Consider the following 24,339-nt stretch of genomic DNA (forward strand, 5'->3'; position numbering starts at 1 on the left):
CCGCCCTGGCCCAGGGTCTTGCGGGGGCGATTTGCCAGGCGCATCCGAAATCTATAAGATCTATATAAAATACATCTTTAAAATAGGGCCACGCACCGTGAAAAATGTCACACCATCACCGCCTGCCCCCTTGACGCCGGGCCTGCTGGGCCACCTGTTGCAGGCCTTCTATGACGACGTGCGCCAGGACCCGCTGCTGGGCCCGGTGTTCGAGCGCGCCATCGCACCGTCAGCCTGGCCCGAGCACCTGGCGCGCATGCAGGACTTCTGGAGCAGTGTGGCACTGCGCAGCCACGCCTTTCGCGGCAACGTGATGGACAAACACACCACGCTGCCCGGACTGACCCCGGCCATGTTTGAGCGCTGGCTGGCGTTGTGGCGGCTGCACACCGAGGCGCTGCTGCAGCCCGCCGTGGCCACCCAGATGCAAAAGGTGGCGCGTGGGGTGGCGCGCAACCTGCACTATGTGCTGTTCGGCCAATTCCCCGACTACGCCCCGGCCTACCGTCCCCTGCCCCAGGAGGCCCGCCATGGCTGAGCTGTTGCATATCGAGGAGCCGGGCCGGGCCCGCATGCCGCGCCCGCAATGGTCAGCTTTCCTGGAACTGGGCTTCAGGCCGCTGTACCTGGCGGGCACCAGCTGGGCCGTGGTGGCGGTGGCACTGTGGGTGGGCGCACCGCAATGGCTGCACGGCCGGATGGCCGGCGTGCTGTGGCACGCGCACGAGATGCTGTGGGGCTTCATTGCCACCATCGCCGTGGGTTTTTTGCTGACCGCCGGCAGCAACTGGACCGGCATCAACCCCCTGCGCGGCCGCCCGCTGGGCGCGCTGACCGCGCTGTGGCTGCTGGCGCGCCTGGCTTACCTGCTGCCCGGCGACGCGGCTTTTGCGCTGGCCGCCATGGCTGAACTGGGCTTCTTCGTTTGGGCTGCAGGCGCACTGGCACGCGCGGTGATCCCCTCGCGCAACCAGCGCAACTACGGCATGCCGCTGCTGCTGCTGGCGCTGGGCGGTGCCGACGCCCTGTACCTGCTGGCCGTCTGGCTCGGCGACTACACGCTGCTGATGCAGCGCTTCAACACCGGCTTGCTGTGCATGGCGGCGCTGGCACTGCTGATTGCAAGACGCGTCATTCCCTTCTTCGCCATGCGTGCGCTGCCGGGCCTGCAGATTCCCCTGCACACCCGCAGCGGGCAGTGCCAGCTGGCTGCCATCCTGCTGGCCGTGGCCTGCGGTCTGCTGGGTCTGCCTTGGGCCATGGCGGCAGGCCTTGCGCTGGCCGGTGCCCTCGCCTTGTGGCAGGTGCTGGCCTGGCAGCCCTGGGCGGTGCGGCGCACACCGCTGCTGTGGGTCTTGTACGCCGGCCATGCACTGCTGGGCGCCGGCCTGCTGGTGGCCGCCGCGCACACGGTTGGCTGGGTGGCACGGGCAGCCTGGCCGGTGCATGTGATTGCGGTGGGCGGTTTTTCAGTGCTCATCATCGGCATGCTGACCCGCACCGCGCTGGGCCATCTGGGCCGCCCGCTGCGCGCCGACGGCAGCATGCTCGCGGCCTACGCCGCCATGCTGGTCGCCACCGCTTTGCGCCTGCTGGCGCTGCTGCCGCTACCAGGAGCCCCCTACGCCTTGCAGCTTTCAGCGGCAGCATGGATACTGGCGTTCGGGCTGTACCTGTGGCGCTTCGGACCCATGCTGGTACGGCCGCGGCTGGACCAGGCCGCCACGACCATCCTCAGGAGAGCTTCATGACGCACCCTGGACCCGCATCGCAACCCACGCCCGCGCGTCTGCGCAGACCGTGATGGACAGCGCCGTCCTCAGCCTGCTGGGCGCCTTCCTGCTGTCCATCATCGGCCTGTTCATCTTCATCTGGTCCATGCGCCAGGGGCTGTTCGTCGACAACCCGCGCGCCGCCTCGGTCATCTTCGCTCCCGGTGAAATTGGCCAGGTCGACGACCCGGCGCTCACCGGTGCCGGCCGGCAATCGCTGCAGGCCGCTGCCGGCCCGGTGCTTGGCGAGGCCGATGCCCAGGAGTTGCGCGCCCGCGTCGAGGCCGACAGTTCCAGCGCCTTCCCGGTCTTCATGTTCATCGCCTTCGCCTGCCTGTGGCTGGCTGTGGGCTCGTTGGCCGGGCTGGCGTCTTCCATCAAGCTGCACGAGCCGGACTGGCTGGTCGACCAGGCCTGGATGACCTTTGGACGCCTGCGCACGGTGCACCTGAACGCCGTGCTGTACGGCTGGATCAGCAACGCCGCCTTGGGCATGATCCTGTGGGTGTTGCCACGGCTGCTGCGCACGCGGTTGATGGGCAGCATCTGGGCCATGCTGGGCGGCGCGCTGATCAACACCGGCATCGCCGGTGGCATAGGGGCGGTGGCCACCGGCTGGAGCGATGGCATGGAGTACCTGGAGATGCCCTGGCAGATCGGCATCTTCATCTTCATCGGCTTCGCGCTGGTCATCCTGCCGGTGCTGTTCACGCTGGTCAACCGCAAGGTTGAGCACCTGTACGTCAGCGTCTGGTACATGGTGGCTGCGCTGTTGTGGATCGCATTGCTGTACCTGGTGGGCAAGATGCCCGGCGTGCACACCGGCGTGCAGCAGGCCACCACCAACTGGTGGTACGGCCACAACGTGCTGGGCCTGTGGTTCACCCCGGTCAGCGTGGGCGCCATCTACTACTTCCTGCCCAAGATCATCGGCCGGCCGGTCAGCTCGTACAACCTGTCCATCCTGGGCTTCTGGACGCTGGCCTTCTTCTACGGCCAGGTTGGGGGCCACCACCTGATCGGCGGACCGGTGCCGGGCTGGCTGACTACGCTGTCCATCGTGCAAAGCATCATGATGGTGATCCCGGTCATCGCCTTTTCCATCAACATGGGCGGCACACTGCGCGGGCGCATGCATCTGGCGCTGCATTCGCCGACGTTGCGCTTCATGATGTTTGGCGGCCTGATGTACCTGGCCTCGTCGCTGCAAGGCTCGCTGGAGTCACTGCGCAGCATCAACCAGGTGACCCACTTCACCCATTTCACCGTCGCCCATGCGCACCTGGGTGCCTATGGCTTCGTCTCCATGGTGCTGTTCGGCGCCGTGTACTTCATGATGCCGCGCGTGCTGAACTGGGAATGGCCCTACCCCAAGCTGATCGCCCTGCATTTCTGGCTGGCGGCGCTGGGCATCGCCATCTACTTCATCGGCCTGTCGGTGGGCGGCTGGCTGCAGGGCCAGGCCATGCTGGACGCCAAGCGGCCCTTCATGGATTCGGTGACGCTGACGGTGCCCTACCTGGTGTCGCGCTCGGTGGGCGGCGGTTTGATGGTGCTCAGCCATCTGGTGTTCGTGGGCCATTTCCTGGCCATGGCGCTGCGCTTCGGTCCCACCCGGGCCGGGGCGGCGCTGTTCTGGCAGCAGGGCCAGCAAGAAGTCGTGGAGGCCGCACAGCATGGAAAATGAAGTCAAGCTGGCAGCAGGCGCCATGGTGGCCCTGGGCGTGGCCACGGCCGCGCTGGTGGTGATGCCCTACATCCAGGTGCGCGACGTTTCGCCACCGCCCCAACTCAAGCCCTACACCAGCGCCCAGCTGCGCGGGCGCCAGGTCTACATCGCCAATGGCTGCGTCTACTGCCACAGCCAGCAGCCGCGCGACCGCGGCTTCGGGCCGGATATCGAACGCGGCTGGGGCCGCGCCTCGGTGCCGGCCGACTATGTCTACGACAAGCCGCACCTGTTGGGCAGCATGCGCACCGGGCCCGACCTGTTCAACATCGGCGTGCGCCAGCCCAGCAAGGACTGGCACCTGGGCCACCTGTACCAGCCGCGCGCCTATGTGCCGGGCTCCATCATGCCGTCCTACCCCTACCTGTTCAACGTGAAGGACGCCCCTGACGAGGGCGAGGAAGTGTTGAAACTGCCACCCGGCTGGAGCCCCGGCGTGGGCAAGGTGGTGGTGCCCACGCCCGAGGCGCTGGACCTGGTGAAGTACCTGCAAGGGCTGAACCACACCTACCCGGTGCTGCCACCGGAACCCAAGCGCTGAGCGTCAGGAGGACCCGCACCATGGCTTCTGAACCCGATCCGCGCCCGCAGCAGCAACGCGAGACCGCCGACCCGTCCGAGCGCAGCCAACCCATTCCACTGATCGTGGCCGGGGTCACGCTGGGCGTGGTGTTGAGCTGTGTGGCCTACATCCTGTTGTCAGAGTCTTTCGGCGTGGCCGACCTGGGCGACCGGCGCACGCTGGCCGACCTGCGCCCTGCCGTGGCCAAGCCCGGCCAGGGGCCGGACGGCGCCCAGGTGTTCACCGCCAACTGCGTGGCTTGCCACCAGGCCCATGGCAAGGGCTTGCCCGGCGTGTTCCCGCCGCTGGATGGTTCGGAGTGGGTGAATGGCGACGAACGCGTGCTGGCCAATGCGCTGCTGTACGGCATCAACGGCGACATCACGGTGGCGGGCCAGCCTTTCAAGGGCAGCATGCCGGCGTTTGCCCAGCTCAGCGACGCCGAATTGGCAGCGGTGCTCAGCCATGTGCGCTCGGCCTGGTCCAACAAGTCGGGGGCCATCAGCGTTGAGCTGCTGGCCAAGGAGCGCGCGGCCAAGCTGCGCGACAAGCCCTTCGCCAATGGCGATGAACTGAAGGCGCTGGCCAAGGCGCCGTGACGCCACCGGACGACCCAACCATGGCCCGCAGCACTCTTGCTTGCCTGGCCAGCCTGCTGCTGGCCTGGGGCTGCGCGCGCTGGCTGACGCATGACTTCCAGGTCTGGACCGCTGAAGGCGCACGGCGGCTTGATGTTGCGCTGCAGCCGGTGGCAGCACCGGCCACGCAGATGGCCGGGCCGGGCATGCAGGGCCAGACCTTGCAGCAGTTGCTGGCGCAACAGCGCGCGGTGACGATTGTGGACTTCATGTACACCCGCTGTGTAACGGTGTGCGCGGCACTGGGCACGGTCTTTCAGCAGTTGCAAACCCACATCGTGCAGGAGCAACAGGCGGCCAACGCCCTACCTTCCCCCCAGACGACGCTGCGGCTGCTGTCCATCAGCTTCGATCCCACGCATGACGATGCGCCGGCGCTGGCGCGCTATGCCCAGAAACTGCAGGCGGATGCGCAGGTGTGGCGTTTTGCCAGCGTGGTGCGGGGTGCTGACAACGCCGCGTTGTTGCAACGCTATCGGGTGACGGTGATCCCCGATGGGCTGGGCGGCTTTGAGCACAATGCGGCGCTGCTGGTGGTGGACGCCCAAGGCCGGCTGGTGCGGGTGTTTGACTATGCCGAGGTAGATCTGGCCTTGGCCTATGCGCACCAACTGGCCGCGCGAGGTGGCGGCGCTTGAAAACCTCCCTGGGCGCCGCCTTGCTGGCGCTGTTGCTGCTGCCCGTGACACGGCAGGCGCTGGAGGCCAGCATGCGCCTGCAGATGCTGGTGCAGTACCCGGCGCTGCTGTTGGCCGGCGCCTTGCTGGCGACCGCCCTGCCCGCTTCGTGGACACCGCGCCTGCGCGCCTGGAACGCCTTGGGCATCGCCGGCCTGAGCTACGTCGCACTGGCGCTGGCGGTGCTGATGGTTCCGCGCCTGCTGGACCTGGCACTGACCGACTCTGCAGTGGAGGCCGCAAAGTTCGCCGCCCTGCTGCTGGCCGGCGCCGTGGCATGGCCTTCGTGGCGCGCCGCCGGCTGGGTGGTGCAGGGCTTCTTCATGGGCAATCTGCTGCTGATGGGGGTGACCGTGGGCACGCTGTACCAGGACGCGCCGCAGCGCCTGTGCAATGCCTACCTGCTGGACGACCAGCAGCGTCTGGGCGCGGCGCTGGTCTGGGGCTCGGCCGCGCTGGCCGTGGCCTGGGTGGGCGTGGCGATGTGGCGCCTCAGCGGGCCAATGGCACCAACTGCCAAGGTGCTGACCGCGCGACCCCCGCAGCGCTGAGTGTCCGATCACGCGCTTTTCAATCCAGGCGCGGCAAAGAAAAACGGGCCGCGAAGGCCCGTTTTTCTTTTGATGTGTGGCGGAGAAGGCGGGATTCGAACCCGCGGTGGGTTTAACCCCACGCACGCTTTCCAGGCGTGTGACTTAAACCACTCATCCACCTCTCCGGAAGCCCTCTATTCTAACCCATGAAAAGCCTGGTGTCAGCAGCAAGCGGCGCCGGCATGAAAAAAGCCGCCCGCAGGCGGCTTGGGCGCTGCGGCCAAGGCCCCAACCGGAGTTGGGCCGGGACCTGCGCGGGGATCAGTTCAGCGGCACCTTCTTGCCGTCCTTGTAGGTGTACAGCGTCATGGCGGGGTTCTTCAGCTCGCCATTGGGCTCGAACATCACCGTGGTGGTGACGCCCTTGTAGTTGGTGTCGGCCAGCTTGGGCAGGTAGACCTTGGGATCGGCGCTGCCAGCACGCTTCATGGCGTCAGCCAGCACCATCACGGCGTCATACACATAGGGGCTGTAGACCTGGAACTGGCCGGGATACTTGGCGTCGTAGCGCTTCTTCCAGGCATCGCCGCCGGGCATCTTGGCCAGCGAGGCGCCGCCTTCGGCGCAGATCACGTTTTCCAGCGTCTTGGCGCCTGCCGACTGCTTGACCAGCTCGGCGGTGCAGATGCCGTCGCCGCCGAAGTACTTGACGTTGGTCAGGCCCAGCTGCTCCATCTGGCGCAGCATGGGGCCGCCCTGCGGGTCCATGCCGCCAAAGAAGATGGCGTCAGGGTTCTTGCCCTTGATGGACGTCAGGATGGCCATGAAGTCCACCGCCTTGTCGTTGGTGCCATGCTCATCGACGATGGTGATGCCCTTGGTCAGCGCGGTCTTCTTGAACACGGCGGACACACCCTCGCCATAGGCGGTGCGGTCGTTCACCACGGCCACGCGCTTGAGCTTCAGGCCATCGGCGGCATAGAAGGCCAAACCGGCGCCCAAGGCATTGTCATTGGCCAGCAGGCGGAACGTGGTCTTGTAGCCGGGCTTCATCAGGTCGGGGTTGGTGGCCGACGGTGTGATGTGGGGGATGCCGCACTGGTTGTAAATCTTGGAGGCGGGAATCGTGGTGCCCGAATTCAGGTGACCAACGATGCCATTGACCTTGGCGTCGCACAGCTTCTGCGCCACGGCAGCACCCTGCTTGGGGTCAGCGCCATCGTCCTCGGCCATCAGCTCAAACTTGACTTTCTTGCCGGCGATCACCACGCCCTGGGTGTTCAGGTCTTCGATCGCCATGCGCGCGCCGTTTTCATTGTCGCGGCCATAGGCGGCCTGCGCGCCGGAGACCGGGCCCACATGGCCGATACGGACAACCATGTCCTGCGCCGAGGCGATACCGGCGACGGCGGCCACGACCGCAGCCACGGAAAGTTTCAGTTTCATTTGCATTGCGAACTCCGATTGATGAATACGAAAAAAAAGAACCTGTAGGTCCAACAGGTTTGCCGCCCAGCACGATAATGCCAATCGCGCGACAAAGCCATAGGGATCATCCTAACGCGAAAATCGGGCCAGGCCACCACCGCGCAGCCCCGATTTCATCAGGGGTTTCCTAGCTGTCGGCCTGCTCGCCTGCGGCATCGGCCACCACCTGGCGCACCACCATCTCGATTTCCTGGCGCAGGCGCGGCGCCAGCAGCTGCACCTGCTCCACCACCACGGTGCCAATGGCCTCGCGCAGGCGCACCTCCAGCGAAGAATTCAGCCGGCGCATCACCTCGCGTACCAGTTGTTCCTGCTGCAGACCCTGTGCCTGATGCACGGGGTTGCCGCTGTGCACCGCGCGCGTGCCTGCCAAATCCTGCGGGTGCACCACCTCGGTGAGCGTGGGCAGGAAGCGTGGTGGGCCTTTTGGCGCGCCAGATGGTGGGCCTGATGGGGGACTGCTCATGGCGCGGCTCAGCCTTTCAATGCCAGGTCATGGCGGGTGATGGCATAGCCGCGATCGGCGTAATGCTTCCAGCGGCCGCGCGCGCCTTGGCGGTCGGCATCGTCCAGGCTGACCACTTCGATCAGCCGCTCGAAGCGCTCAAAGCCCCCGGGCACTTCAATACCCAGGTTCAGCAGCACCTGGTTGTGGGGCGTGGCATCGTTCAGCGAATCGGTCAGCAGCACCGGCGCGGCCTGGGCGCCGGGCTCACCGGCACGGCTGTGCGGAATGAAATCCAGCGCGGAAAAAGTCCACAAGGCCTGGTCCAGCTCGGTCAGATCGACCGGTTCGCCCACCACCACCACCAGGGACCGTCCCCCATACGCCTTGCGCAGCAGGCGACAGGCGTAGGCCAGCTTGTCCGGCGCGTTGAAGTGGAAGGCGATCTCAGTCACGGCAAGGCGCGCCCAATGGGGTCAGTTCAGGCGCTGGCCGTCTTCTTCTTCGGCGCCGCCTTGGCAGCAGGTTTGGCTGCGGACAGCTGCTGTGCCAACAGGTACTCCAACAGCAGGCCCACCGGGCGGCCGGTGGCACCCTTGGCGGCGCCGCTCTTCCAGGCGGTACCGGCAATGTCCAGATGCGCCCAGGGGAACTTGCCGACAAAGCGCTGCAGGAACTTGGCGGCGGTGATGGCGCCGCCGGCCCGGCCAGCCACATTGGCCACGTCGGCGAAGTTGGTCTTCAAGCCTTCGGCGTAGTCATCATCCAGCGGCAGGCGCCAGACCAGGTCGCCAGCGGCGTCGCCGGCGGCAGACAGCGCGGTGGCCAGCTCGTCGGTGCTGGCGAACAGGCCGCTGCGCACGCCGCCCAGCGCGATCATGCAGGCACCGGTCAGCGTGGCGATGTCGATCACCGCGCGCGGCTTGAAGCGCTCGGCGTAGGTGATGGCGTCGCACAGGATCAGCCGGCCTTCGGCGTCGGTGTTCAAAATCTCGATGGTCTGGCCGCTCATGCTGGTGACCACGTCGCCGGGCTTGACGGACTTGCCGTCCAGCAGGTTTTCGCACGAGGGAATCAGGCCCACCACGTTGATGGCCGGCTTCAACTCGCCCAGCGCCTTGAACACGCCCAGCACGCTGGCCGCGCCCGACATGTCGAACTTCATCTCGTCCATTTCCGGGGCCGGCTTGATGGAGATGCCGCCGCTGTCGAAGGTGATGCCCTTGCCCACCAGCACCGTGGGGGCATCGCCCTTGGGCCCGCCCTGGTACTGCAGCACGATGAAACGCAGCGGCTCAGCCGAGCCCTGTGCCACCGACATGAAGGAGCCCATGCCCAACTTGGCCACGGCCTTGTGGTCCAGCACCTCGCACTTCATCTTGCCGGCCTTGGCGATCGCCTGCGCGGTGCTGGCCAGGTGGCTGGGGGTGGCGTGGTTGGCCGGGCGGTTGGCCCATTCCTTGGCCAGCTCCACGCCGCTGACGGTGGCCACGGCACGCTCAAACAGCGGCTTGGCAGCAGCGGCATCGGCCACGCCCACAAGCACGCCTTGCAGGCTGCGCGGCTCGGGCTTGGACTTGGTGGTGGTGTAGACGTAGCTGGCCTCGGCGGCGCCCAGCACGGCAGCGCGCGCGCCCTCCGCGCTGCCGCCATCGGCGAACACCAGCACCAGCTTCTTGGCCTTGACACCCTTCAACGCGCCCACACCGGCGGCCACCGCCTGGCGGGTTTGCTTGGCTGAGCCGTCACCGGCACCCACCAGCAGCACGCGCGCGCTGGCCACGCCGGCGGGCTTGTACAACGACAGCAGCTTGCCGGCCTTGGCCTCGAAATCGCCCGCCTTTTGCGCCTGGCCTATGATGTCCGACAGCGCGTCCTTGGCCAGCTTGTAGCTGTCGCTCACCAGCACCACCAGGGCATCGCATTTTTCAGAGGCTGCGCCGGCCAGCGCCAGGGACTTGAGTTCAAAGTTCATAATTCGGCTTTTCCTTTATCACCTGATGTTATTCCATTCCTCCATCCGCAAGGAGCTGGCTCGCAGTTTTGGCGCCACCTCGATCGTGTTGGTGACCGTGGTCATGACCATCGTCCTGATACGCCGGCTGGGGGAAGCCTCGCGCGGCACCTTCAACCCCTCCGACGTGATGCTGGTGATGGGGTATACGGTGCTGGCGCAGATGCCGGCGATTCTAACGTTGAGCCTGTTCCTGGCCATGGTGGCCACGCTGGCGCGCCTGTACCGCGACAGCGAGATGGTGATCTGGTTCGCCAGCGGTGCCGGCCTGTCGGCCTTTTTGCGCCCGTTGTACCGTTTTGCCTGGCCCATTTTGCTGGTGGTGGCGGTGCTGGCGCTGTTCGTGGTCCCCTGGTCCATGCGCCAGGTGGACGACCTGAAGGAGAGCTATGGGAAGCGCGGCGATGTCGAGCGCATCTCGCCCGGGCAGTTCCAGGAATCGGCAGGCGGCACCCGGGTGTTTTTCGTCGAGAAACAGACCGCCGACAAGGTCACCGGCAACCATGTGTTCATCGCCATCACCGAGAACAAGCGCGAGACGCTGATCTCGGCCGACAGCGGGCGCATACAGAACCAGGGCAATGACCGCTTCCTGGTGCTCAACAACGGCCAGCGGGTCGAGAGCGAAGTCGGCAAGTCCGAGCTGAAGATCAGCGAATTCGAGGGCTACAGCACCAAGGCAGAGGTCGGCGAGGTCACGCCGCAGGCCATGCTGCAGCCCAATATGGTCTCCACCGCGCAACTGGTGCTGACGCCCACGGCGCCCTACCTGGGTGAGTTGTCCTGGCGGCTGGGCTGGGGGCTGACCGCCTTCAACCTGGTGATCCTGGCGCTGGCCATCGCCAATGTGAACCCGCGCGTGGGCCGCAGCGGCAGCCTGGCTTTTGCCTTCTTCGCCTTCGTGCTGTACTTCAACCTGCTGGCGCTGGGACAGGACTGGATCCATGGCGGCAAGGCCAACTTCAGCGGCTTCATGCTGGCCCTGCACGGCGGCGCCTTCGTCGTCGGCCTGCTGTGGCTGGCCAAGCGCCACAACAACTGGACGCTGGGCAGCCTGATGCGGCGCAAGGCCCCCGCACTGCCGAAGGCACAAGACGCATGAAAACCATACGCCGCCTGATCTATGGCGAGGTGATCTCCTCGGTGGCGCTGGTCACCCTGGGTTTTCTGGCGCTGTTCTTTTTCTTCGACTTCGTCGAAGAGCTGCAAGCCATAGGCCGGCGCGGCAACGAGGCCTACCAGCTGCGCCATGCGCTGACCTATGTGACGCTGCTGGTTCCCAGCCGACTGTATGAGTTGCTGCCCATCACCGTGCTGATAGGCACCATCTTCGTCATGGCGCGCCTGGCCCAGAGCTCCGAGTTCACCATCCTGCGCACCAGCGGCCTGGGGCCGTGGCGGGCGCTGCGCGCACTGCTGGTGCTGGGCGCCGGCTTCGTGGTGCTGACCTTTGCCGTCGGTGATTACCTGGCACCCGCCAGCGACCACGCGGCCCAGCTTCTGAAGGCGCAATTTCAGGGCAAGATCACCGTCGGCCAGACCGGCGCCTGGCTGCGCGCCAAGGACAAGCAGGGCTATGCGCACTATGCCATCAATGTCGGGGCGCTGAATCCGGCCGACGGCAGCATGCACGCGGTGCGCCTGTTCGAGTTCGACAACCACGACCTGCTGGTCTCCATGACCAAGGCCGACCTGGCCCGTTTCGGGACCGACGCCTGGTACCTGGACAATGCCGAGCACACCGAGTTGTCGCGCCGTGGCGCGCCAACGCCCAAGTTCGAGCGCAGCCGGGTGGCGAGCTTTCGCTGGCCCACCGACCTGACGGCCGACATGGTGTCGGCCGCCATCCTGAAGCCCGAGCGCATGGGCACGCTGGACCTGTTCAACAATATCCAGCACCTGGACGCCAACGGCCAGACCGCCCAGCGCTACGAGATCGAGTTCTGGAAGAAGGTGTTCTACCCCTTGAGCTGCCTGGTGATGGTGGTGCTGGCCCTGCCCTTTGCGTACTTCCACTTCCGCTCCGGGCCCATCACCGGCTATGTATTCGGCGGCGTGATGGCGGGCATCAGCTTCTTCCTGCTGACCGACGTGTTCGGCTACATCGGCAACCTGCAGAACTGGCAGCCCTGGTTGACGGCGGCGGCGCCCGGGTTGATCTACAGCATGCTGTCGCTGGGCGCCTTCAGCTGGCTGGTGCTGCGGCGATAGCGCTCCCCGCCATGACTGAACGCGCCATCATCCTGCTGGCCCACGGCTCGCGCGACCCGCTGTGGCGCCAGCCCATGGAAGCGGTCGCCCAGCGCATGCGCGAGCTGGAACCTGCCGTGGCGGTGCAATGCGCCTACTTGGAGCTGGCGCGGCCAGACCTGGCCCACAGTGCGGAAACCCTGATCTCCGGCGGCGCAACCCATATCCGCATCGTCCCCATGTTCCTCGGCCTGGGCAAGCACGCGCGGGAAGACCTGCCGCTRCTGGCCCACCAACTGCGGCAACAACACCCGCACGTGGTGTTTGAGCAGCAGCCCGCCGTGGGCGAAAACCCTTTGTTGCTGGACCTTCTGGCGCAAATTGCCCTGCGCCGCTGAATCAATAGACGCTTTGATGCATAATAAATGACATCTTTAGCCGATATTTGACATGAACCTGCATCAATTCCGTTTTGTTCAGGAAGCCGCCCGCCGCAACCTGAACCTGACCGAGGCTGCCAAGGCGCTGCACACCTCGCAGCCCGGCGTGTCCAAGGCCATCATTGAGCTGGAAGAGGAGCTGGGGGTGGAAATCTTCGCCCGCCACGGCAAACGGCTCAAGCGCATCACCGAACCCGGCCAGCATGTGCTCAAGAGCATAGAGCTGATCATGCGCGAGGTGGGCAACCTCAAGCGCATAGGCGAGCAGTACAGCGCCCAGGACAGCGGCACCCTGTCCATCGCCACCACCCACACGCAGGCCCGCTATGTGTTACCGGTGCACGTGGCCAAGCTGCGCCAGGCCTACCCCAAGGTCAACGTCAGCCTGCACCAGGGCTCGCCCGGCCAGGTGGCGCAGATGCTGCTGGACGAAGTGGCCGAGATCGGCATCGCCACCGAATCGCTGGCCGACTACAGCGAGCTGGTCACCCTGCCCTGCTACGAATGGCAGCACATGCTGGTGTTGCCGCCTGACCACCCGCTGGCCAAGAAAGAACACATCACGCTGGAAGACGTGGCCCAGGAGCCGCTGATCACCTACCACCCGTCGTTCACCGGCCGCACCCGCATCGACACCGCCTTTGCCACCCGCAAGCTGCATCCGCGCATTGCGCTGGAAGCGATTGACTCCGACGTCATCAAGACCTATGTGCGTCTGGGCCTGGGCGTGGGCCTGGCGGCCGAAATGGCGGTGCGCGACGTGATCGCCGAAGGCGACAAGGCCGACCTGGTGGTGCGCCCCGCCGGCCAGCTGTTCGGCCAGAACGTCACCCGCGTGGCCTTCAAGCGCGGCGCCTACCTGCGCAACTTCGTCTACACCTTCGCCGAGCTGCTGAGCGACCGGCTGAGCCGTAACCTGATCGCCAAAGCCATGACGGGGCATGTGAATGACTATGAGTTGTAAGACCTTGTGGGACAGACCGCAGGCCGCGTAGCGGACAAGCTCTGTCCCCAACATTTTTTAACTTGCGGGACAGACCAACATTTGCGTAGCGAGTTTGCTCTGTCCTCAACACTTTAGATAGAAAGGCATCGCGCGTGCAAGCCATAGAAAGCAAGCTGCCCTCCGTCGGCACCACCATCTTCACCGTGATGTCCGCGCTGGCCACCGAGCACAACGCCGTCAACCTGGGCCAGGGCTTTCCGGATTTCAACTGCGACCCGGCGCTGATCGCCCAGGTCGCCAATGCCATGGGCCGCGGTCTCAACCAATACCCGCCCATGCCTGGCGTGCCAGGCCTGCGCGAAGCGGTGGCGGCCAAGATCGAGACCATGTACGGCCACGCCTACTGGCCGGCCAGCGAGATCACCATCACCGCCGGCGCCACCCAGGCCATCCTGACCGCCATCCTGGCCATCGTGCATGCGGGTGACGAGGTCATCGTGCTGGAGCCCTGCTACGACAGCTACGTGCCCAACATCGAGTTGGCAGGCGGCGTGGCAGTGCGCGTGCCGCTGACGCCGGGCAGCTTCCGCCCCGACTTTGCCAAGATCTCTGCCGCCATCACGCCGCGCACCCGCGCCATCATCATCAATTCGCCGCACAACCCCAGCGCCACCGTGTGGACGCACGAGGAGATGCTGCAACTGCAGGAGTTGCTGGCCCCCACCAACGTGCTGCTGATCAGCGACGAGGTGTACGAGCACATGGTGTTCGATGACCGCCAACACCACAGCGCCGCGGGCTACCCGGGCCTGGCGGCGCGCGCCTTCATTGTTTCCAGCTTCGGCAAGACTTACCACGTGACCGGCTGGAAGGTGGGCTATGTGGCCGCGCCGCAGGAACTGACGGCTGAGTTTCGCAAGGTGCACCAGTTCAACGTGTTCACCGTCAACACACCCGTGCAGCACGCGCTGGCCGCCTACATGGAAGACCCCAAGCCCTACTTGGACCTGCCGGCCTTCTACCAGCACAAGCGCGACCTGTTCCGTGCCGGCTTGCAGCAAAAGACGCGCTTCAAGCTGCTGCCCAGTGAGGGCAGCTACTTCCAGTGCGTGGACATTTCGGCGGTGAGCGACCTGGGCGAAGCCGATTTCTGCAAGTGGCTGACCCGCGAGATCGGCGTCGCTGCCATCCCGCTGTCAGCCTTTTACGGCAACGGCTTTGATCAGCGCGTGGTGCGCTTTTGCTTTGCCAAGAAGGATGAGACGCTGAACCAGGCGCTGGAGCGGTTGGCGAAACTCTGAAACCTGAGACCTTGCGGGACAGACCAAATTGCAAAGCAATTTGCCCTGTCCTCAACATTTCGTAGCTGTCCTGCCTTACTTGGGCAGCTTGCTGGTGTCCACGTCCACGTAAGCCCAGAAGGCGCGCGCGATGGGGTGGCGCCTGTAGCCCAGCAGCCATGGCTGCGACATGTCGGTCATGACCCGGTGCGAGCCTATCTTCATGGGCATGTAGGCCACCCACAGCTTGATGGCCTTTTGCATCACCGCCAGCCGTTGCGGCCCGTCGGGCAGCAGTTGTTGCTGCGTGTACAGCTTGTTGTATTCGGCATTGTCAAAGCGCGACAGGTTGCCCTGGCCCTTGTTGGGCCCATACATCAGGGCAAGTGAACCATCGCCGTCAGGTGAGCTGGCCTTGTAGCCCAGGCCCCACATCATCAGCTTGCCGGCCCGGGCCGCGCGCAGGTTTTCCGGCCACTTGGACACCTTGAACTCCATCCGCACGCCTATGGCATCCATGCATTTCTTCCAGATCTCTATGCGCTCGCGCGACAAGCCGTCGGGCTGGGTGGCGTATTCAATGACCAGCGGCCTGCCATCGGGCTTGTCGCGCCAGCCATCGCCGTCCTTGTCGACGTAGCCATACATGTCCAGCAGCGCCATGGCCTTGGGCCGGTTGAACTCACCCATCTCGGTCTTCAGGCCGGCGTCAAAACCATAAGTCATGGGCTGGATCGGGCTCTGGGCCCGCAAGGCCTGGTTGCGGTAGGGCAGGCGGATTTCCTCCTCCGCGTTGAAGGCCAGCGCCAGCGCACGGCGCAGCGCCACTTTCTCGGGCGTGTAGCCGCCCACCACCGCATCTTCCATGGAAAAGTAATGCACCGTGATATCAGGGACGGCCGAGCGCTCCATCACAATGCCGCGCTTGGCCAGGTTGGGCGCCAACTGGTTGTTGGGGATGGCCTGGTAGGCAAAGGTCGGCGCCATCTGCTCGTACACGTCATGCTCGCCGCCCAGGAAGGCCAGCCAGCGCGGCTGCTCCTCTTCAATGATGTCCACCTCCACCCGGTCCAGCAGGGGCAAGCGCTTGCCCTTGAGCTGCTGGTAGATGGCTTGCGCCCTGGCATCATCCGCCGCCGGCTGCGCGTCGAAATACACCTCGCGGAAATTGGGATTGCGCACGAAACTGATCTTGGAGGAACGCCGCCATTTGTCCAGCATGAACGGTCCCGTGCCCACCGGGTGCTCCATGATCTTGTCGCCGTACTTTTCCACCACTTCTCGCGCCACCGCCCCCAGCACGCTGCCATCGGCCAGTTGGTAGACAAAGCGCGGCCGCGTCTCGGCCAGCTTGATCTGCAAGGTGTAGCGGTCCAGCGCGCGCAAGCCCTCCACCTCGGTGTCGTAGTCGAACTTGGCGCCCAGTTTGTCGGCCTTGGCACGCAACTCGTTGAGGCCAATCAGCTTGTACTCTTCCATGTCGCTGGCCAGCGGGCTGCGGTGCTTGGGGTCGTAAAGCCGCTTGATGCTGTAGACGAAATCCTGCGCCGTCAGCTCCCGCTTCTTGCAGTTCTTGCCCTCGGCGTCGCAGAACGCCGGGTCGTCAGCGAAATAGATGCCACGCTTGACCTTGATGGTGAAGGTCTTGTAGTTGTCGGCAATCTCGGGCATGCCTTCGGCCACATTCGGAATGACCTTGACGGGACGGGCCAGGTAGTCATAGGCATACAGGCCATCAAACACGTTCTCGGTGATGGTGCGTGAGTACAGGTCGGACACCTGCGCCGGATCGAACCCCGTCTCAGCCACGCGAAAGGCATAGCGCAGCACTTTCTCGGGCGGCTTGGTCTGGGCCGCGACAAAGGCGTGGCCAGCGCCCAGCGCGCCTGCCAGAAGAAAACCAACCAGTCTTGCGAATCTCAAATTGAACACTCAACGAACAAGGCGTGCAGGCCGCCGGCAGCCTGCCACGCCGAAATCAGGGTCACTTCGGCAACTTGGCCACATCAATGTCCACATACCGCCAAAACAGCCCCTGGGCCATGGGGTGGCGCGTGTAGCCGACCATCCAGGGATGCCACATGTCGGTGTACACCCGGTGCAGCTCCACCTTGATCGGCATGTAGGCGACCATGATCTTGGCGGCCTGTTGCATGACGGCCAGGCGTTCAGGGCCATCGGGCATGCTCACCTGCTGCTGGTACAAGGCATTGAATTTCGCGTTGTCAAAGCGCGGGAAGTTTTGCTGGCCTGCGCTCGGGCCATACGCCAGCTTCAGATAGTCCCCACCGTCAGGCACAGAGGCTGAGTTGCCCAGATGCCACATCATCAGCTTGCCCGCGCGCGCGCCTTTCAGGTTCTCGGGCCACTTGGCCATCTTGAATTCCAGCTTGATGCCGATGGCGGCCATGCTCTTGCGCCAGACCTCCAGACGCTCACGCTGGAAACCCACGGGCTCGCTGGAGAAGTTGATCACCAGGGGCTTGCCATTCGGCTGCTCGCGCCAGCCATCACCGTCCTTGTCGATGTAGCCGTACATGTCCAGCAGGGCCTTGGCCTTGATCGGGTCGTACTCGCTCATGGCCGACTTGAACTTTTCGTCGTAGCCAAAGGTGAACGGTGGAAACGGACTCTGCGCCAATGCAGCCTGGTTGCGAAACGGCAGGCGGATTTCCTCACCCACGTTGAAGCCCAGCGCAATGGCACGGCGCAGCGCCACCTTGTCGGGCGTATAGCCGCCCACGACGGGGTCATCCATGTTGAAGTAGGTCATCATGATGTCCGCCGCCGTCGTGCGCTCCATGCCGATACCGCGCTTTGAAAGATTCGGTGCCAGCTTGTTGTTGGGGATGGCGTTGTAGGCGAAGGTGGGCGCCAGACGCTCATAAAAATCGTGCTCATTGCCCAGGAAGGAGAGCCAGCGCGGTTGCTCCTCTTCGATGATGGACACCACCACGCGATCAAGCAGCGGCAGCCGCTTGCCCTTCAATCGCTTGTAGATCTCCTGGGCCTGGGCGTCATTGGCGGGCGGGTCGGCTTCAAAAAACTGCTCGCGGAAGTTGGGGTTGCGGACCAGTTCGATCTTGGAAGAGCGCGTCCACTTGTCCAGCTTGAAAGGCCCGGTGCCCACCGGGTGCTCCATGATCTTGTCGCCATACCTCTCCACCACCTCGCGCGCCACCGCGCCCACGATGCTGGGATCGGCCATGTCATAGACCAGGCGCGGCTGGCCGATCTCGGATTTGAACTGGATCGTGTAGCGGTCCAGCGCGCGCAGCCCTTCGACCTCTTTGTCGTAATCAAACACACCGTCGGCCTTGTCGGCCTGCGCGCGCAGCGCGTTCAGGCCCACCAGCTTCAGTTCCTCCAGGCCGCTGACGGATGGGCTCCTGGTCTTCGGATCAAAAATGCGCTTGTAGCTGTAGACAAAATCTTGCGCCGTCAACTCGCGTTTCTTGCAATTCTTGCCGTCTTTGTCGCAAAAAGCCGGGTCATCGTCAAAGTAGATGCCCCGCTTGATCTTGACCGTGTAGGTCTTGAAGTCCTCGCTGATGACGGGCATGCCATCGGCCACGCCGGGCACAACCTTCGCCGGGCGCGCCAGGTAGTCAAACGTGTAGAGCGACTCAAAAATATTGCGCACGATGGTGCGCGAATACAGGTCGGAGAGCTGCGCCGGATCAAAGCCGGTTTCAGCCGCGCGAAAGGCATAGCGCAGCACCTTCTCCGGCTGGCCGCCCTTTTCAGCCGCGGATGCGCCACCCCAGGCCAGCACAGCGGCCGCCAAACCCACCAGAATTTTGTATGTCTTCATGTCAATCCTCGAGACCAAAACGACTATTTCGGCAATTTGGATGTGTCGATATCCATGTACTGCCAGAAGCCCAGGCTGATGGGGTTGCGCATGTAGCCCAGGCACCAGGGGTGAGACATGTCCGTCAGGATGCGATGCCCGCTGACTTTGTAGGGCATGTAGGCCACCACCAGCTTGACCGCCTTTTGCAGCAGCGCCAGCCGTTCCGGCCCGTCTGCCATGAACTGCTGCTGCACGAACATCTTGTTGAATTCCGGCAGGTCAAACCCCGACAGGTTCGCCTCTCCCTTGGCGGGGCCGAAATAGCGCTGCAGCTGACCACTGCTGTCTGGCGTGTCGGCGCTGGACGCCAGGCCCCACATCATCAGCCTGTTGGCGCGCGCGGCCTTCAGGTTCTCGGGCCATTTGGCCACTTTGAATTCCATCTTGACGCCGATGGCGTCCATGCTCTTGCGCCACACCTCCGCCAATTCGCGCGACAGCCCATCGGGCTGGGTGGCGTACTGGATCACCATCGGTTTGCCGTTGGGCAGATCGCGCCAGCCGTCACCGTCCTTGTCCACGTAGCCGAACATGTCGAGCAAGGCCTTGGCCTTGGCTGGGTTGAAGTCGCTCATTTCGGTTTTGAACGACGGGTCGTACCCAAAGACCATGGGAACAATGGGCCCCTGGGCCCTGATGGCCTGGTTGCGCCTGGGCAAACGGATTTCCTGTCCGGCGTCGTAGGCCAGCGCAATGGCCCTGCGCAACGCCACCTTGTCAGGCGTGTAGCCGCCCACAATCGGGTCGGTCATGGCAAAGTAATGGATGATCGCGTCGGCGGCGATGGTGCGTTGCATCACAATCCCGCGTTTGGCCAGATTGGGCGCCAGCTTGCCACCGGGAATGGCCTGGTAGGCAAAGGTGGGCGCCAGGCGCTCGTAAAAATCGTGCTCGTTGCCCTGGAACGCCAGCCAGCGCGGTTGTTCCTCTTCAATGACAGACACCTCTACCCTGTCCACCATCGGGATGCGCTTGCCCTTCATCTGCTGGTAGATGGCCTGCGCCAGCTTGTCGTCAGCCGCCGGGTGGGCATCGAAATACATCTCGCGGAAATTCGGGTTCTTGACGAAGCTCATGTGCGCCGAGCGCTGCCACTTGTCCAGCTTGTACGGACCGGTGCCCACCGGGTGCTCCATGGTTTTGTCGGCGTATTTTTCGATCACCTCGCGGGCCACCGCGCCACTGACGCTGGAGTCCGCCAGGTTGTAGATGAACCGGGGGCGGGTGACAGCCAGCTTGAACTGGATGGTGTAGCGGTCCAGCGCCTTCAGGCCCTCGACCTCCTTGTCATAGTCAAACACACCGCCCGGCTTGTCGGCACTGGCGCGCACCTCGTTCATGCCTATCAGTTGCGCTTCTTCATAGTCGGTGAGAGAAGGGCTCTTGGTCTTGGGGTCGAAGATGCGCTTGATGCTGTAGACGAAATCCTGCGCCGTCAACTCGCGCTTCTTGCAGTTCTTGCCATCGGCATCGCAGAACGCCGGGTCGTCGGCAAAGTAGATGCCGGGCTTGATCTTGACGGTGTAGCTCTTGAAGTCGTCAGCGATCACCGGCATGCCGTCAGCCACCAGCGGAATGACCTTAACGGGACGCGCCAGGTAGTCGTAGGTGTAGAGGGCCTCGAACATATGCTCTGTCGCCGTGCGCGAATAGATGTCAGAGACTTTTGCCGGGTCAAAACCGGTTTCCGCCACCCGCCAGCCATAGCGCAAAACCTTCTCCGGCGCCTGCGCTTTCTCGGCAGCGCCCAAGTTGCAGCACACAAGCGCTAGCACAATCAAACCGGCAAAAAACTTCGCGACCGCCATTCCATTCCTCAGACAAACACCGATGCCAAACGCTTAACATGCAAGCATAATCTGCGCCTTACGCCAGTTCCATGGGCATTTCACCTTAGTGAACCAATAATTCTATGTTCTCTTACATCTTCAGACGGGTTTTGCAGATGATTCCCACCTTGGCGGGCGTCATTTTGCTGATCTTTTTCCTGTTCAAATGGTTCGGCGGAGATCCCGCCGACATCCTGGCCGGCATATCGGCCACCAAGGCCCAGATCGCCTCCATCCGCACCCAGCTGGGTCTTGACAGGCCGGTGATCGAGCAGCTGTGGATCTTCATCCAGCAAATCTTCACCTTCAACTGGGGCAAGAGCTGGACCACCAACGAGGCCATCTCCAACATCTTTGCCACCCGCCTGCCCGCCACCCTGACCATCATGATCCCCATCCTGGTGCTGGAAGTGGCCCTGGCCATCGTGGCCGGCATGGCCGTGGCCTATGTGCGCGGCAGCCTGACCGACCGCGCCATCATGCTGATCACCACCGTGGCGCTGTCCATCAGCTTCCTGGTCTATGTGGTGGTCGGCCAGTATGTGTTCGCGTTCCGACTCGGATGGTTCCCGGTGCAGGGCTGGTCGGACTCGTTCTGGAAAAACCTGAGCACCTTCGCGCCGCTGCCGGTGATGCTGGCCGTGCTGGTCAGCCTGGCGCCGCAGACCCGGCTGTACCGCAGCTTCTTCCTCGACGAAATGGGCCATGACTATGTGCGCACCGCGCGCGCCAAAGGCGTGCCGGAGAACACCATCCTGTTCAAGCACGTGCTGCGCAACGCGCTGATTCCCATCCTGACCAACGTGGCTACCCAGTTGCCCGGGGTGTTCATCGGCTCGTTCCTGATCGAGTTCTTCTTCTCCATTCCCGGCCTGGGGCGCGAGGTGTTGACCGCGGTCAACCGCAGCGACTACCCGGTCATCCAAGCCGCCACGGTTTACCTGGCGGCGCTGACCATGCTGATCAACCTGATTACCGATGTGCTTTACAAGTTTGTTGACCCAAGGGTGGTGCTGAAATGAGCGCGGTTGAGTTGCAAGAACTGCCCCAGTCGCCGGGCGTCTGGGCTTCGGCCTGGAAGCGGCTGAGGAACGACCGCGTTGGCATGATCGCCATGGTGATCACGCTGTTGTTCATCGTCATGGTGGCCTTTGCCCAGCTGGGCTGGGTCGCCAAGGACTGGCAAAAGGAAGTGGGCACGCCATTCGCCCCGCCCCACTTCGTCGGCAAGATCGTCGACGGCTCGCAAACAGCCGTCGTCGAAGGGGCCAGTGGGCCCAACGTGGACCTGACCGATGTGGACCCGCTGGCACCGCGCTACAAGGAATGGGAAGAGCGCGCCTCCAAGTTCAAGGCCACCGTCACCGAAAAATCCGACACGCTGACCTTCGGCGGCGACCAGTTGGGGCGTGACGTGCTGAGCAAGGTGATCAAAGGGGCACAGGTGTCCATCACCGTCGGCCTGATCGCGGCCTTGTTCGCCACCATCATCGGCACCGTGCTGGGCGCACTGGGTGGCTACTTCGGCGGCTGGATGGGCGACTTTCTGGAGTGGGTGTACAACGTGTTCACCTCCATCCCCTACATCCTGCTGATGTTCACAGTCGCGGCCGTGCTGAAGTCGGGGCCGCTGGCCAGCGTGCTGGGCAGTGGGGTCTGGACCGTCATCATCATCTTGAGCGTGGTGGGTTGGACCGGCATCTACCGCCTGGTGCGGGCCGAATACATCAAGCACCGCAACCGCGAATACGTGCGCGCCGCCGAGGCCATCGGCGCCAGCCACGCGTCGCGCATGTTCGTGCACATCCTGCCCAACATCAGCCACGTGGTGCTGGTGCAGCTCAGCCTGCATGTGGTGAGCTTCATCAAGGCCGAGGTGATTCTGTCGTTCCTGGGGCTGGGCGTGCCCATCGACATGGTGAGCTGGGGCACCATGCTGTCGGAGGCGCAAAACGAGCTGGTGCAGGGCAAGTGGTGGCAACTGGTGGCCGCCACCGCCTTCATGGCCACGTTTGTGACCGCCTTCGCGCTGCTGACCGACGCGCTGCGCGATGCGCTCGACCCGAAGCTGCGCTAATCAGGACGACAAGAACATGACAAGCAACAATCTGATCAGCGTGCAAAACCTGCAGGTGGGTTTTCGCATGAGCAAGACGCACACGGCCCAGGCCGTCAAGCGGGTGAGCTTTGACATCCCCACCAACGCCACCGTGGCCCTGGTGGGCGAATCGGGCAGCGGCAAGAGCGTCAGCGCCATGAGCATCGTGCGCCTGCTGCCCGAGAACGCCATCGTGGCGCCCGAGAGCCAGATCCTCTACAACGGCCGCGACCTGCTGAAGGCACCGGTGGAAGACATGCGCGCGCTGCGCGGCAAGGACATCTCGGTGGTGTTCCAGGAGCCCATGAGTTCGCTGAACCCGGTGTTCACGGTGGGCGAGCAGATCGCCGAGGTGCTGCGCATCCACATGAACATGACACCGCGGCAGGCCATGGACCGCGCGCTGGAGCTGATGAACGAGGTCGGCATCCCCAACGCGCAGCAGCGCCTGAAGGCCTACCCGCACGAGCTCTCCGGCGGCCAGCAGCAGCGCGTGATGATCGCCATTGCCATCGCCTGCGAGCCCAAGCTGCTGATTGCCGACGAGCCCACCACCGCGCTGGACGTGACGGTGCAGCGCCAGATCACCGACCTGATCGCCAAGCTGCAGCAGCGCCACCACATGAGCGTGCTGTTCATCAGCCACGACCTCGGCCTGGTGGGCGAAATCTCCGACCAGGTGGTGGTGATGCGCCACGGCGAAATCCGCGAAGCGGGCGACGTGCAGACCATCTTCAACGCCCCCAAGGACCCCTACACCCGCGCGCTGATCGCCTGCCGCCCCAGCCTGGACACGCGGCCCAAGCGCCTGCCGGTGATCGACGACATCGTCAACAACCGGGCGCTGGTGACCGAACAGCGGGAAGTGAGGCCGTTGTCCGGCGCCCCGCTGATCGAGGTGAAGGGCCTGCGCAAGGAATACCACCTGAAGACGGGCCTGTTCAGCCGCAAGATGGTGGAGGCGGTGAAAAACGCCGACTTCACGCTGCACAAGGGCCGCACGCTGGGCGTGGTGGGTGAATCCGGCTCGGGCAAGACCACCGTGGGCATGATGCTGACGCGCCTGACCGATGCCACCACCGGCAGCATCATGTTCGAGGGCAAGGACTTGGCGCAACTCAACGCCAACCAGATGCGCGGCTACCGCAGCCGAATCCAGATCATTTTCCAGAACCCCTATGCCAGCCTGAACCCGCGCTTCACCGTTGGCCAGATCCTGATGGAGCCGATGCGCATCCACAAGATTGGCGCCAACGACGACGAGCGCGCCCGCATGGCGCTGGCCCTGATTGAAAAGGTGGGCCTGACGCGCGAGGCCTTCGGCAAGTACCCGCACGAGTTCTCGGGCGGCCAGCGCCAGCGCATCGCCATCGCGCGCTGTCTGAGCATGAAGCCGGAGATCATCGTCTGCGACGAAAGCGTCAGCGCGCTGGACGTCAGCGTGCAGGCCACGGTTTTAAATTTGCTGCTGGACCTGCAGGAAGAGTTCGGCCTAACCTACGTCTTCATCAGCCACGACCTGGCGGTGGTGAAGTACATGGCCGACGAGATCCTGGTGATGAACCAGGGCGAGGTGGTGGAACGCGGCGACGCGCAAGCCATCTATGCCAATCCGCAGCATGAGTACACGAAGAAGCTGCTTGGCGCCATCCCGAAGGGCTATCAAGGCACTGCTGCTCCGGCGGCTGCTTAATCTTAATACCGCTGGCGCCAGTCGTTCATCCTGGGCGAGCGCACCGGGCGTCCGTAGCCGGACTGCCTCCGGACCTCGCGCAGATGATGCTTGTGGCACACCATGCTGGCTGGCGCGACCACCGCAGTTTGTTCGCGTGACTCTGTAGC

22 protein-coding genes and 1 tRNA gene are annotated in these 24,339 nt (G+C 64.1%); 15 read left to right on the forward strand and 8 right to left on the reverse strand.

What is annotated here, in order from left to right; all coding sequences use genetic code 11:
• The first annotated feature begins 130 nt into the window (after positions 1 to 130).
• The 7 genes from AC1DX2_RS02330 to AC1DX2_RS02360 are packed head-to-tail and all read left to right on the forward strand — an operon-like array spanning position 131 to position 5,929.
• Positions 131 to 538: a group III truncated hemoglobin gene (locus tag AC1DX2_RS02330; RefSeq protein WP_477194670.1), complete on the forward strand. Its 408-nt coding sequence runs from the start codon at positions 131 to 133 to the stop codon at positions 536 to 538.
• The gene (locus tag AC1DX2_RS02335; protein WP_477194671.1) at positions 531 to 1,751 is read left to right on the forward strand and encodes an NnrS family protein; all 1,221 of its coding nucleotides are present in this window, start codon (positions 531 to 533) and stop codon (positions 1,749 to 1,751) included. Before AC1DX2_RS02330 ends, AC1DX2_RS02335 begins: the two co-directional genes overlap by 8 nt.
• Before the next feature lie 52 nt (positions 1,752 to 1,803).
• A complete protein-coding gene (locus tag AC1DX2_RS02340) occupies positions 1,804 to 3,459 on the forward strand; it encodes a cbb3-type cytochrome c oxidase subunit I (RefSeq protein WP_477194672.1) in 1,656 nt (551 codons plus the stop codon).
• Entirely contained in the window at positions 3,449 to 4,042 is a 594-nt protein-coding gene (locus AC1DX2_RS02345) for a cbb3-type cytochrome c oxidase subunit II (protein WP_477194673.1), read from the forward strand. Before AC1DX2_RS02340 ends, AC1DX2_RS02345 begins: the two co-directional genes overlap by 11 nt.
• A gap of 20 nt (positions 4,043 to 4,062) precedes the next feature.
• Entirely contained in the window at positions 4,063 to 4,662 is a 600-nt protein-coding gene (locus AC1DX2_RS02350; RefSeq protein ID WP_477194674.1) for a c-type cytochrome, read from the forward strand.
• A 20-nt stretch (positions 4,663 to 4,682) separates the two neighbouring features.
• Positions 4,683 to 5,339 (forward strand): SCO family protein, encoded by a 657-nt coding sequence (locus AC1DX2_RS02355; RefSeq protein WP_477194675.1) that lies wholly within the window; start codon positions 4,683 to 4,685, stop codon positions 5,337 to 5,339.
• On the forward strand, positions 5,336 to 5,929 hold the full coding sequence (locus AC1DX2_RS02360; RefSeq protein WP_477194676.1) for a hypothetical protein: 594 nt from the start codon (positions 5,336 to 5,338) through the stop codon (positions 5,927 to 5,929). The genes AC1DX2_RS02355 and AC1DX2_RS02360 overlap by 4 nt, the downstream gene beginning before the upstream one ends.
• 77 nt (positions 5,930 to 6,006) lie before the next feature.
• Here the strand turns inward: AC1DX2_RS02360 and AC1DX2_RS02365 are convergent.
• The 5 genes from AC1DX2_RS02365 to AC1DX2_RS02385 form a co-directional block, all read right to left on the reverse strand.
• A tRNA-Ser gene (locus AC1DX2_RS02365) sits at positions 6,007 to 6,096 on the reverse strand.
• A gap of 136 nt (positions 6,097 to 6,232) precedes the next feature.
• Positions 6,233 to 7,363, reverse strand: a complete 1,131-nt coding sequence (locus AC1DX2_RS02370; protein WP_477194677.1) for a branched-chain amino acid ABC transporter substrate-binding protein — start codon at positions 7,361 to 7,363, stop codon at positions 6,233 to 6,235.
• A 163-nt stretch (positions 7,364 to 7,526) separates the two neighbouring features.
• The gene (locus tag AC1DX2_RS02375) at positions 7,527 to 7,865 is read right to left on the reverse strand and encodes a hypothetical protein (protein WP_477194678.1); all 339 of its coding nucleotides are present in this window, start codon (positions 7,863 to 7,865) and stop codon (positions 7,527 to 7,529) included.
• An 8-nt stretch (positions 7,866 to 7,873) separates the two neighbouring features.
• Complete coding sequence (locus AC1DX2_RS02380; RefSeq protein ID WP_477194679.1) at positions 7,874 to 8,299, reverse strand: DNA polymerase III subunit chi; 426 nt, start codon at positions 8,297 to 8,299, stop codon at positions 7,874 to 7,876.
• Positions 8,300 to 8,325: 26 nt separating this feature from the next.
• Positions 8,326 to 9,819 (reverse strand): leucyl aminopeptidase, encoded by a 1,494-nt coding sequence (locus AC1DX2_RS02385; protein WP_477194680.1) that lies wholly within the window; start codon positions 9,817 to 9,819, stop codon positions 8,326 to 8,328.
• A 25-nt stretch (positions 9,820 to 9,844) separates the two neighbouring features.
• On the opposite strand from AC1DX2_RS02385, the gene lptF reads away from it, so the two are divergent.
• The 5 genes from lptF to AC1DX2_RS02410 all read left to right on the forward strand — a co-directional run bounded on the left by lptF (position 9,845) and on the right by AC1DX2_RS02410 (position 14,735).
• Positions 9,845 to 10,960 (forward strand): LPS export ABC transporter permease LptF, encoded by a 1,116-nt coding sequence (lptF, locus tag AC1DX2_RS02390; protein ID WP_477194681.1) that lies wholly within the window; start codon positions 9,845 to 9,847, stop codon positions 10,958 to 10,960.
• Complete coding sequence (gene lptG, locus AC1DX2_RS02395; protein WP_477194682.1) at positions 10,957 to 12,069, forward strand: LPS export ABC transporter permease LptG; 1,113 nt, start codon at positions 10,957 to 10,959, stop codon at positions 12,067 to 12,069. The genes lptF and lptG overlap by 4 nt, the downstream gene beginning before the upstream one ends.
• Before the next feature lie 11 nt (positions 12,070 to 12,080).
• Positions 12,081 to 12,446 carry a sirohydrochlorin chelatase gene (locus AC1DX2_RS02400; RefSeq protein WP_477194683.1) on the forward strand — a complete coding sequence of 122 codons (366 nt, stop codon included), beginning with the start codon at positions 12,081 to 12,083 and terminating at the stop codon, positions 12,444 to 12,446.
• A 52-nt stretch (positions 12,447 to 12,498) separates the two neighbouring features.
• Positions 12,499 to 13,452 (forward strand): CysB family HTH-type transcriptional regulator, encoded by a 954-nt coding sequence (locus AC1DX2_RS02405; protein WP_477194684.1) that lies wholly within the window; start codon positions 12,499 to 12,501, stop codon positions 13,450 to 13,452.
• A 134-nt stretch (positions 13,453 to 13,586) separates the two neighbouring features.
• A complete protein-coding gene (locus tag AC1DX2_RS02410) occupies positions 13,587 to 14,735 on the forward strand; it encodes a pyridoxal phosphate-dependent aminotransferase (RefSeq protein WP_477194685.1) in 1,149 nt (382 codons plus the stop codon).
• Between the two features lie 75 nt (positions 14,736 to 14,810).
• On the opposite strand, the gene AC1DX2_RS02415 is transcribed toward AC1DX2_RS02410, so the two are convergent.
• From AC1DX2_RS02415 to AC1DX2_RS02425, 3 genes are read right to left on the reverse strand one after another with little or no spacing between them, the layout of a single operon-like run.
• Positions 14,811 to 16,646 (reverse strand): ABC transporter substrate-binding protein, encoded by a 1,836-nt coding sequence (locus AC1DX2_RS02415; RefSeq protein ID WP_477194686.1) that lies wholly within the window; start codon positions 16,644 to 16,646, stop codon positions 14,811 to 14,813.
• Between the two features lie 52 nt (positions 16,647 to 16,698).
• On the reverse strand, positions 16,699 to 18,528 hold the full coding sequence (locus AC1DX2_RS02420) for an ABC transporter substrate-binding protein (RefSeq protein WP_477194687.1): 1,830 nt from the start codon (positions 18,526 to 18,528) through the stop codon (positions 16,699 to 16,701).
• A 23-nt stretch (positions 18,529 to 18,551) separates the two neighbouring features.
• Positions 18,552 to 20,198 (reverse strand): ABC transporter substrate-binding protein, encoded by a 1,647-nt coding sequence (locus AC1DX2_RS02425; RefSeq protein ID WP_477194688.1) that lies wholly within the window; start codon positions 20,196 to 20,198, stop codon positions 18,552 to 18,554.
• Positions 20,199 to 20,482: 284 nt separating this feature from the next.
• Here AC1DX2_RS02425 and AC1DX2_RS02430 point away from each other — a divergent pair, with 284 nt between their 5' ends.
• The 3 genes from AC1DX2_RS02430 to AC1DX2_RS02440 are packed head-to-tail and all read left to right on the forward strand — an operon-like array spanning position 20,483 to position 24,190.
• Positions 20,483 to 21,421, forward strand: a complete 939-nt coding sequence (locus AC1DX2_RS02430) for an ABC transporter permease (RefSeq protein ID WP_477194689.1) — start codon at positions 20,483 to 20,485, stop codon at positions 21,419 to 21,421.
• A complete protein-coding gene (locus AC1DX2_RS02435; RefSeq protein ID WP_477194690.1) occupies positions 21,418 to 22,476 on the forward strand; it encodes an ABC transporter permease in 1,059 nt (352 codons plus the stop codon). Before AC1DX2_RS02430 ends, AC1DX2_RS02435 begins: the two co-directional genes overlap by 4 nt.
• Positions 22,451 to 24,190, forward strand: coding sequence for an ABC transporter ATP-binding protein (locus AC1DX2_RS02440; protein ID WP_477194691.1), 1,740 nt, complete (start codon positions 22,451 to 22,453; stop codon positions 24,188 to 24,190). Before AC1DX2_RS02435 ends, AC1DX2_RS02440 begins: the two co-directional genes overlap by 26 nt.
• Positions 24,191 to 24,339: the final 149 nt, after the last annotated feature.

Source organism: Hylemonella sp. P2_B10 (assembly GCF_056404875.1).

Coding starts and splice junctions, on each gene's coding strand:
- AC1DX2_RS02435 (WP_477194690.1), top strand. CDS start 21,418: ATGAGCGCGGTTGAGTTGCAAGAACTGCCCCAGTCGCCGGGCGTCTGG.
- AC1DX2_RS02430 (WP_477194689.1), top strand. CDS start 20,483: ATGTTCTCTTACATCTTCAGACGGGTTTTGCAGATGATTCCCACCTTG.
- AC1DX2_RS02420 (WP_477194687.1), bottom strand. CDS start 18,528: ATGAAGACATACAAAATTCTGGTGGGTTTGGCGGCCGCTGTGCTGGCC.
- lptG (WP_477194682.1), top strand. CDS start 10,957: ATGAAAACCATACGCCGCCTGATCTATGGCGAGGTGATCTCCTCGGTG.
- AC1DX2_RS02355 (WP_477194675.1), top strand. CDS start 4,683: ATGGCCCGCAGCACTCTTGCTTGCCTGGCCAGCCTGCTGCTGGCCTGG.
- AC1DX2_RS02425 (WP_477194688.1), bottom strand. CDS start 20,198: ATGTTCGAGGCCCTCTACACCTACGACTACCTGGCGCGTCCCGTTAAG.
- AC1DX2_RS02405 (WP_477194684.1), top strand. CDS start 12,499: ATGAACCTGCATCAATTCCGTTTTGTTCAGGAAGCCGCCCGCCGCAAC.
- AC1DX2_RS02335 (WP_477194671.1), top strand. CDS start 531: ATGGCTGAGCTGTTGCATATCGAGGAGCCGGGCCGGGCCCGCATGCCG.
- lptF (WP_477194681.1), top strand. CDS start 9,845: ATGTTATTCCATTCCTCCATCCGCAAGGAGCTGGCTCGCAGTTTTGGC.
- AC1DX2_RS02385 (WP_477194680.1), bottom strand. CDS start 9,819: ATGAACTTTGAACTCAAGTCCCTGGCGCTGGCCGGCGCAGCCTCTGAA.
- AC1DX2_RS02350 (WP_477194674.1), top strand. CDS start 4,063: ATGGCTTCTGAACCCGATCCGCGCCCGCAGCAGCAACGCGAGACCGCC.
- AC1DX2_RS02340 (WP_477194672.1), top strand. CDS start 1,804: ATGGACAGCGCCGTCCTCAGCCTGCTGGGCGCCTTCCTGCTGTCCATC.
- AC1DX2_RS02440 (WP_477194691.1), top strand. CDS start 22,451: ATGCGCTCGACCCGAAGCTGCGCTAATCAGGACGACAAGAACATGACA.
- AC1DX2_RS02375 (WP_477194678.1), bottom strand. CDS start 7,865: ATGAGCAGTCCCCCATCAGGCCCACCATCTGGCGCGCCAAAAGGCCCA.
- AC1DX2_RS02370 (WP_477194677.1), bottom strand. CDS start 7,363: ATGCAAATGAAACTGAAACTTTCCGTGGCTGCGGTCGTGGCCGCCGTC.
- AC1DX2_RS02345 (WP_477194673.1), top strand. CDS start 3,449: ATGGAAAATGAAGTCAAGCTGGCAGCAGGCGCCATGGTGGCCCTGGGC.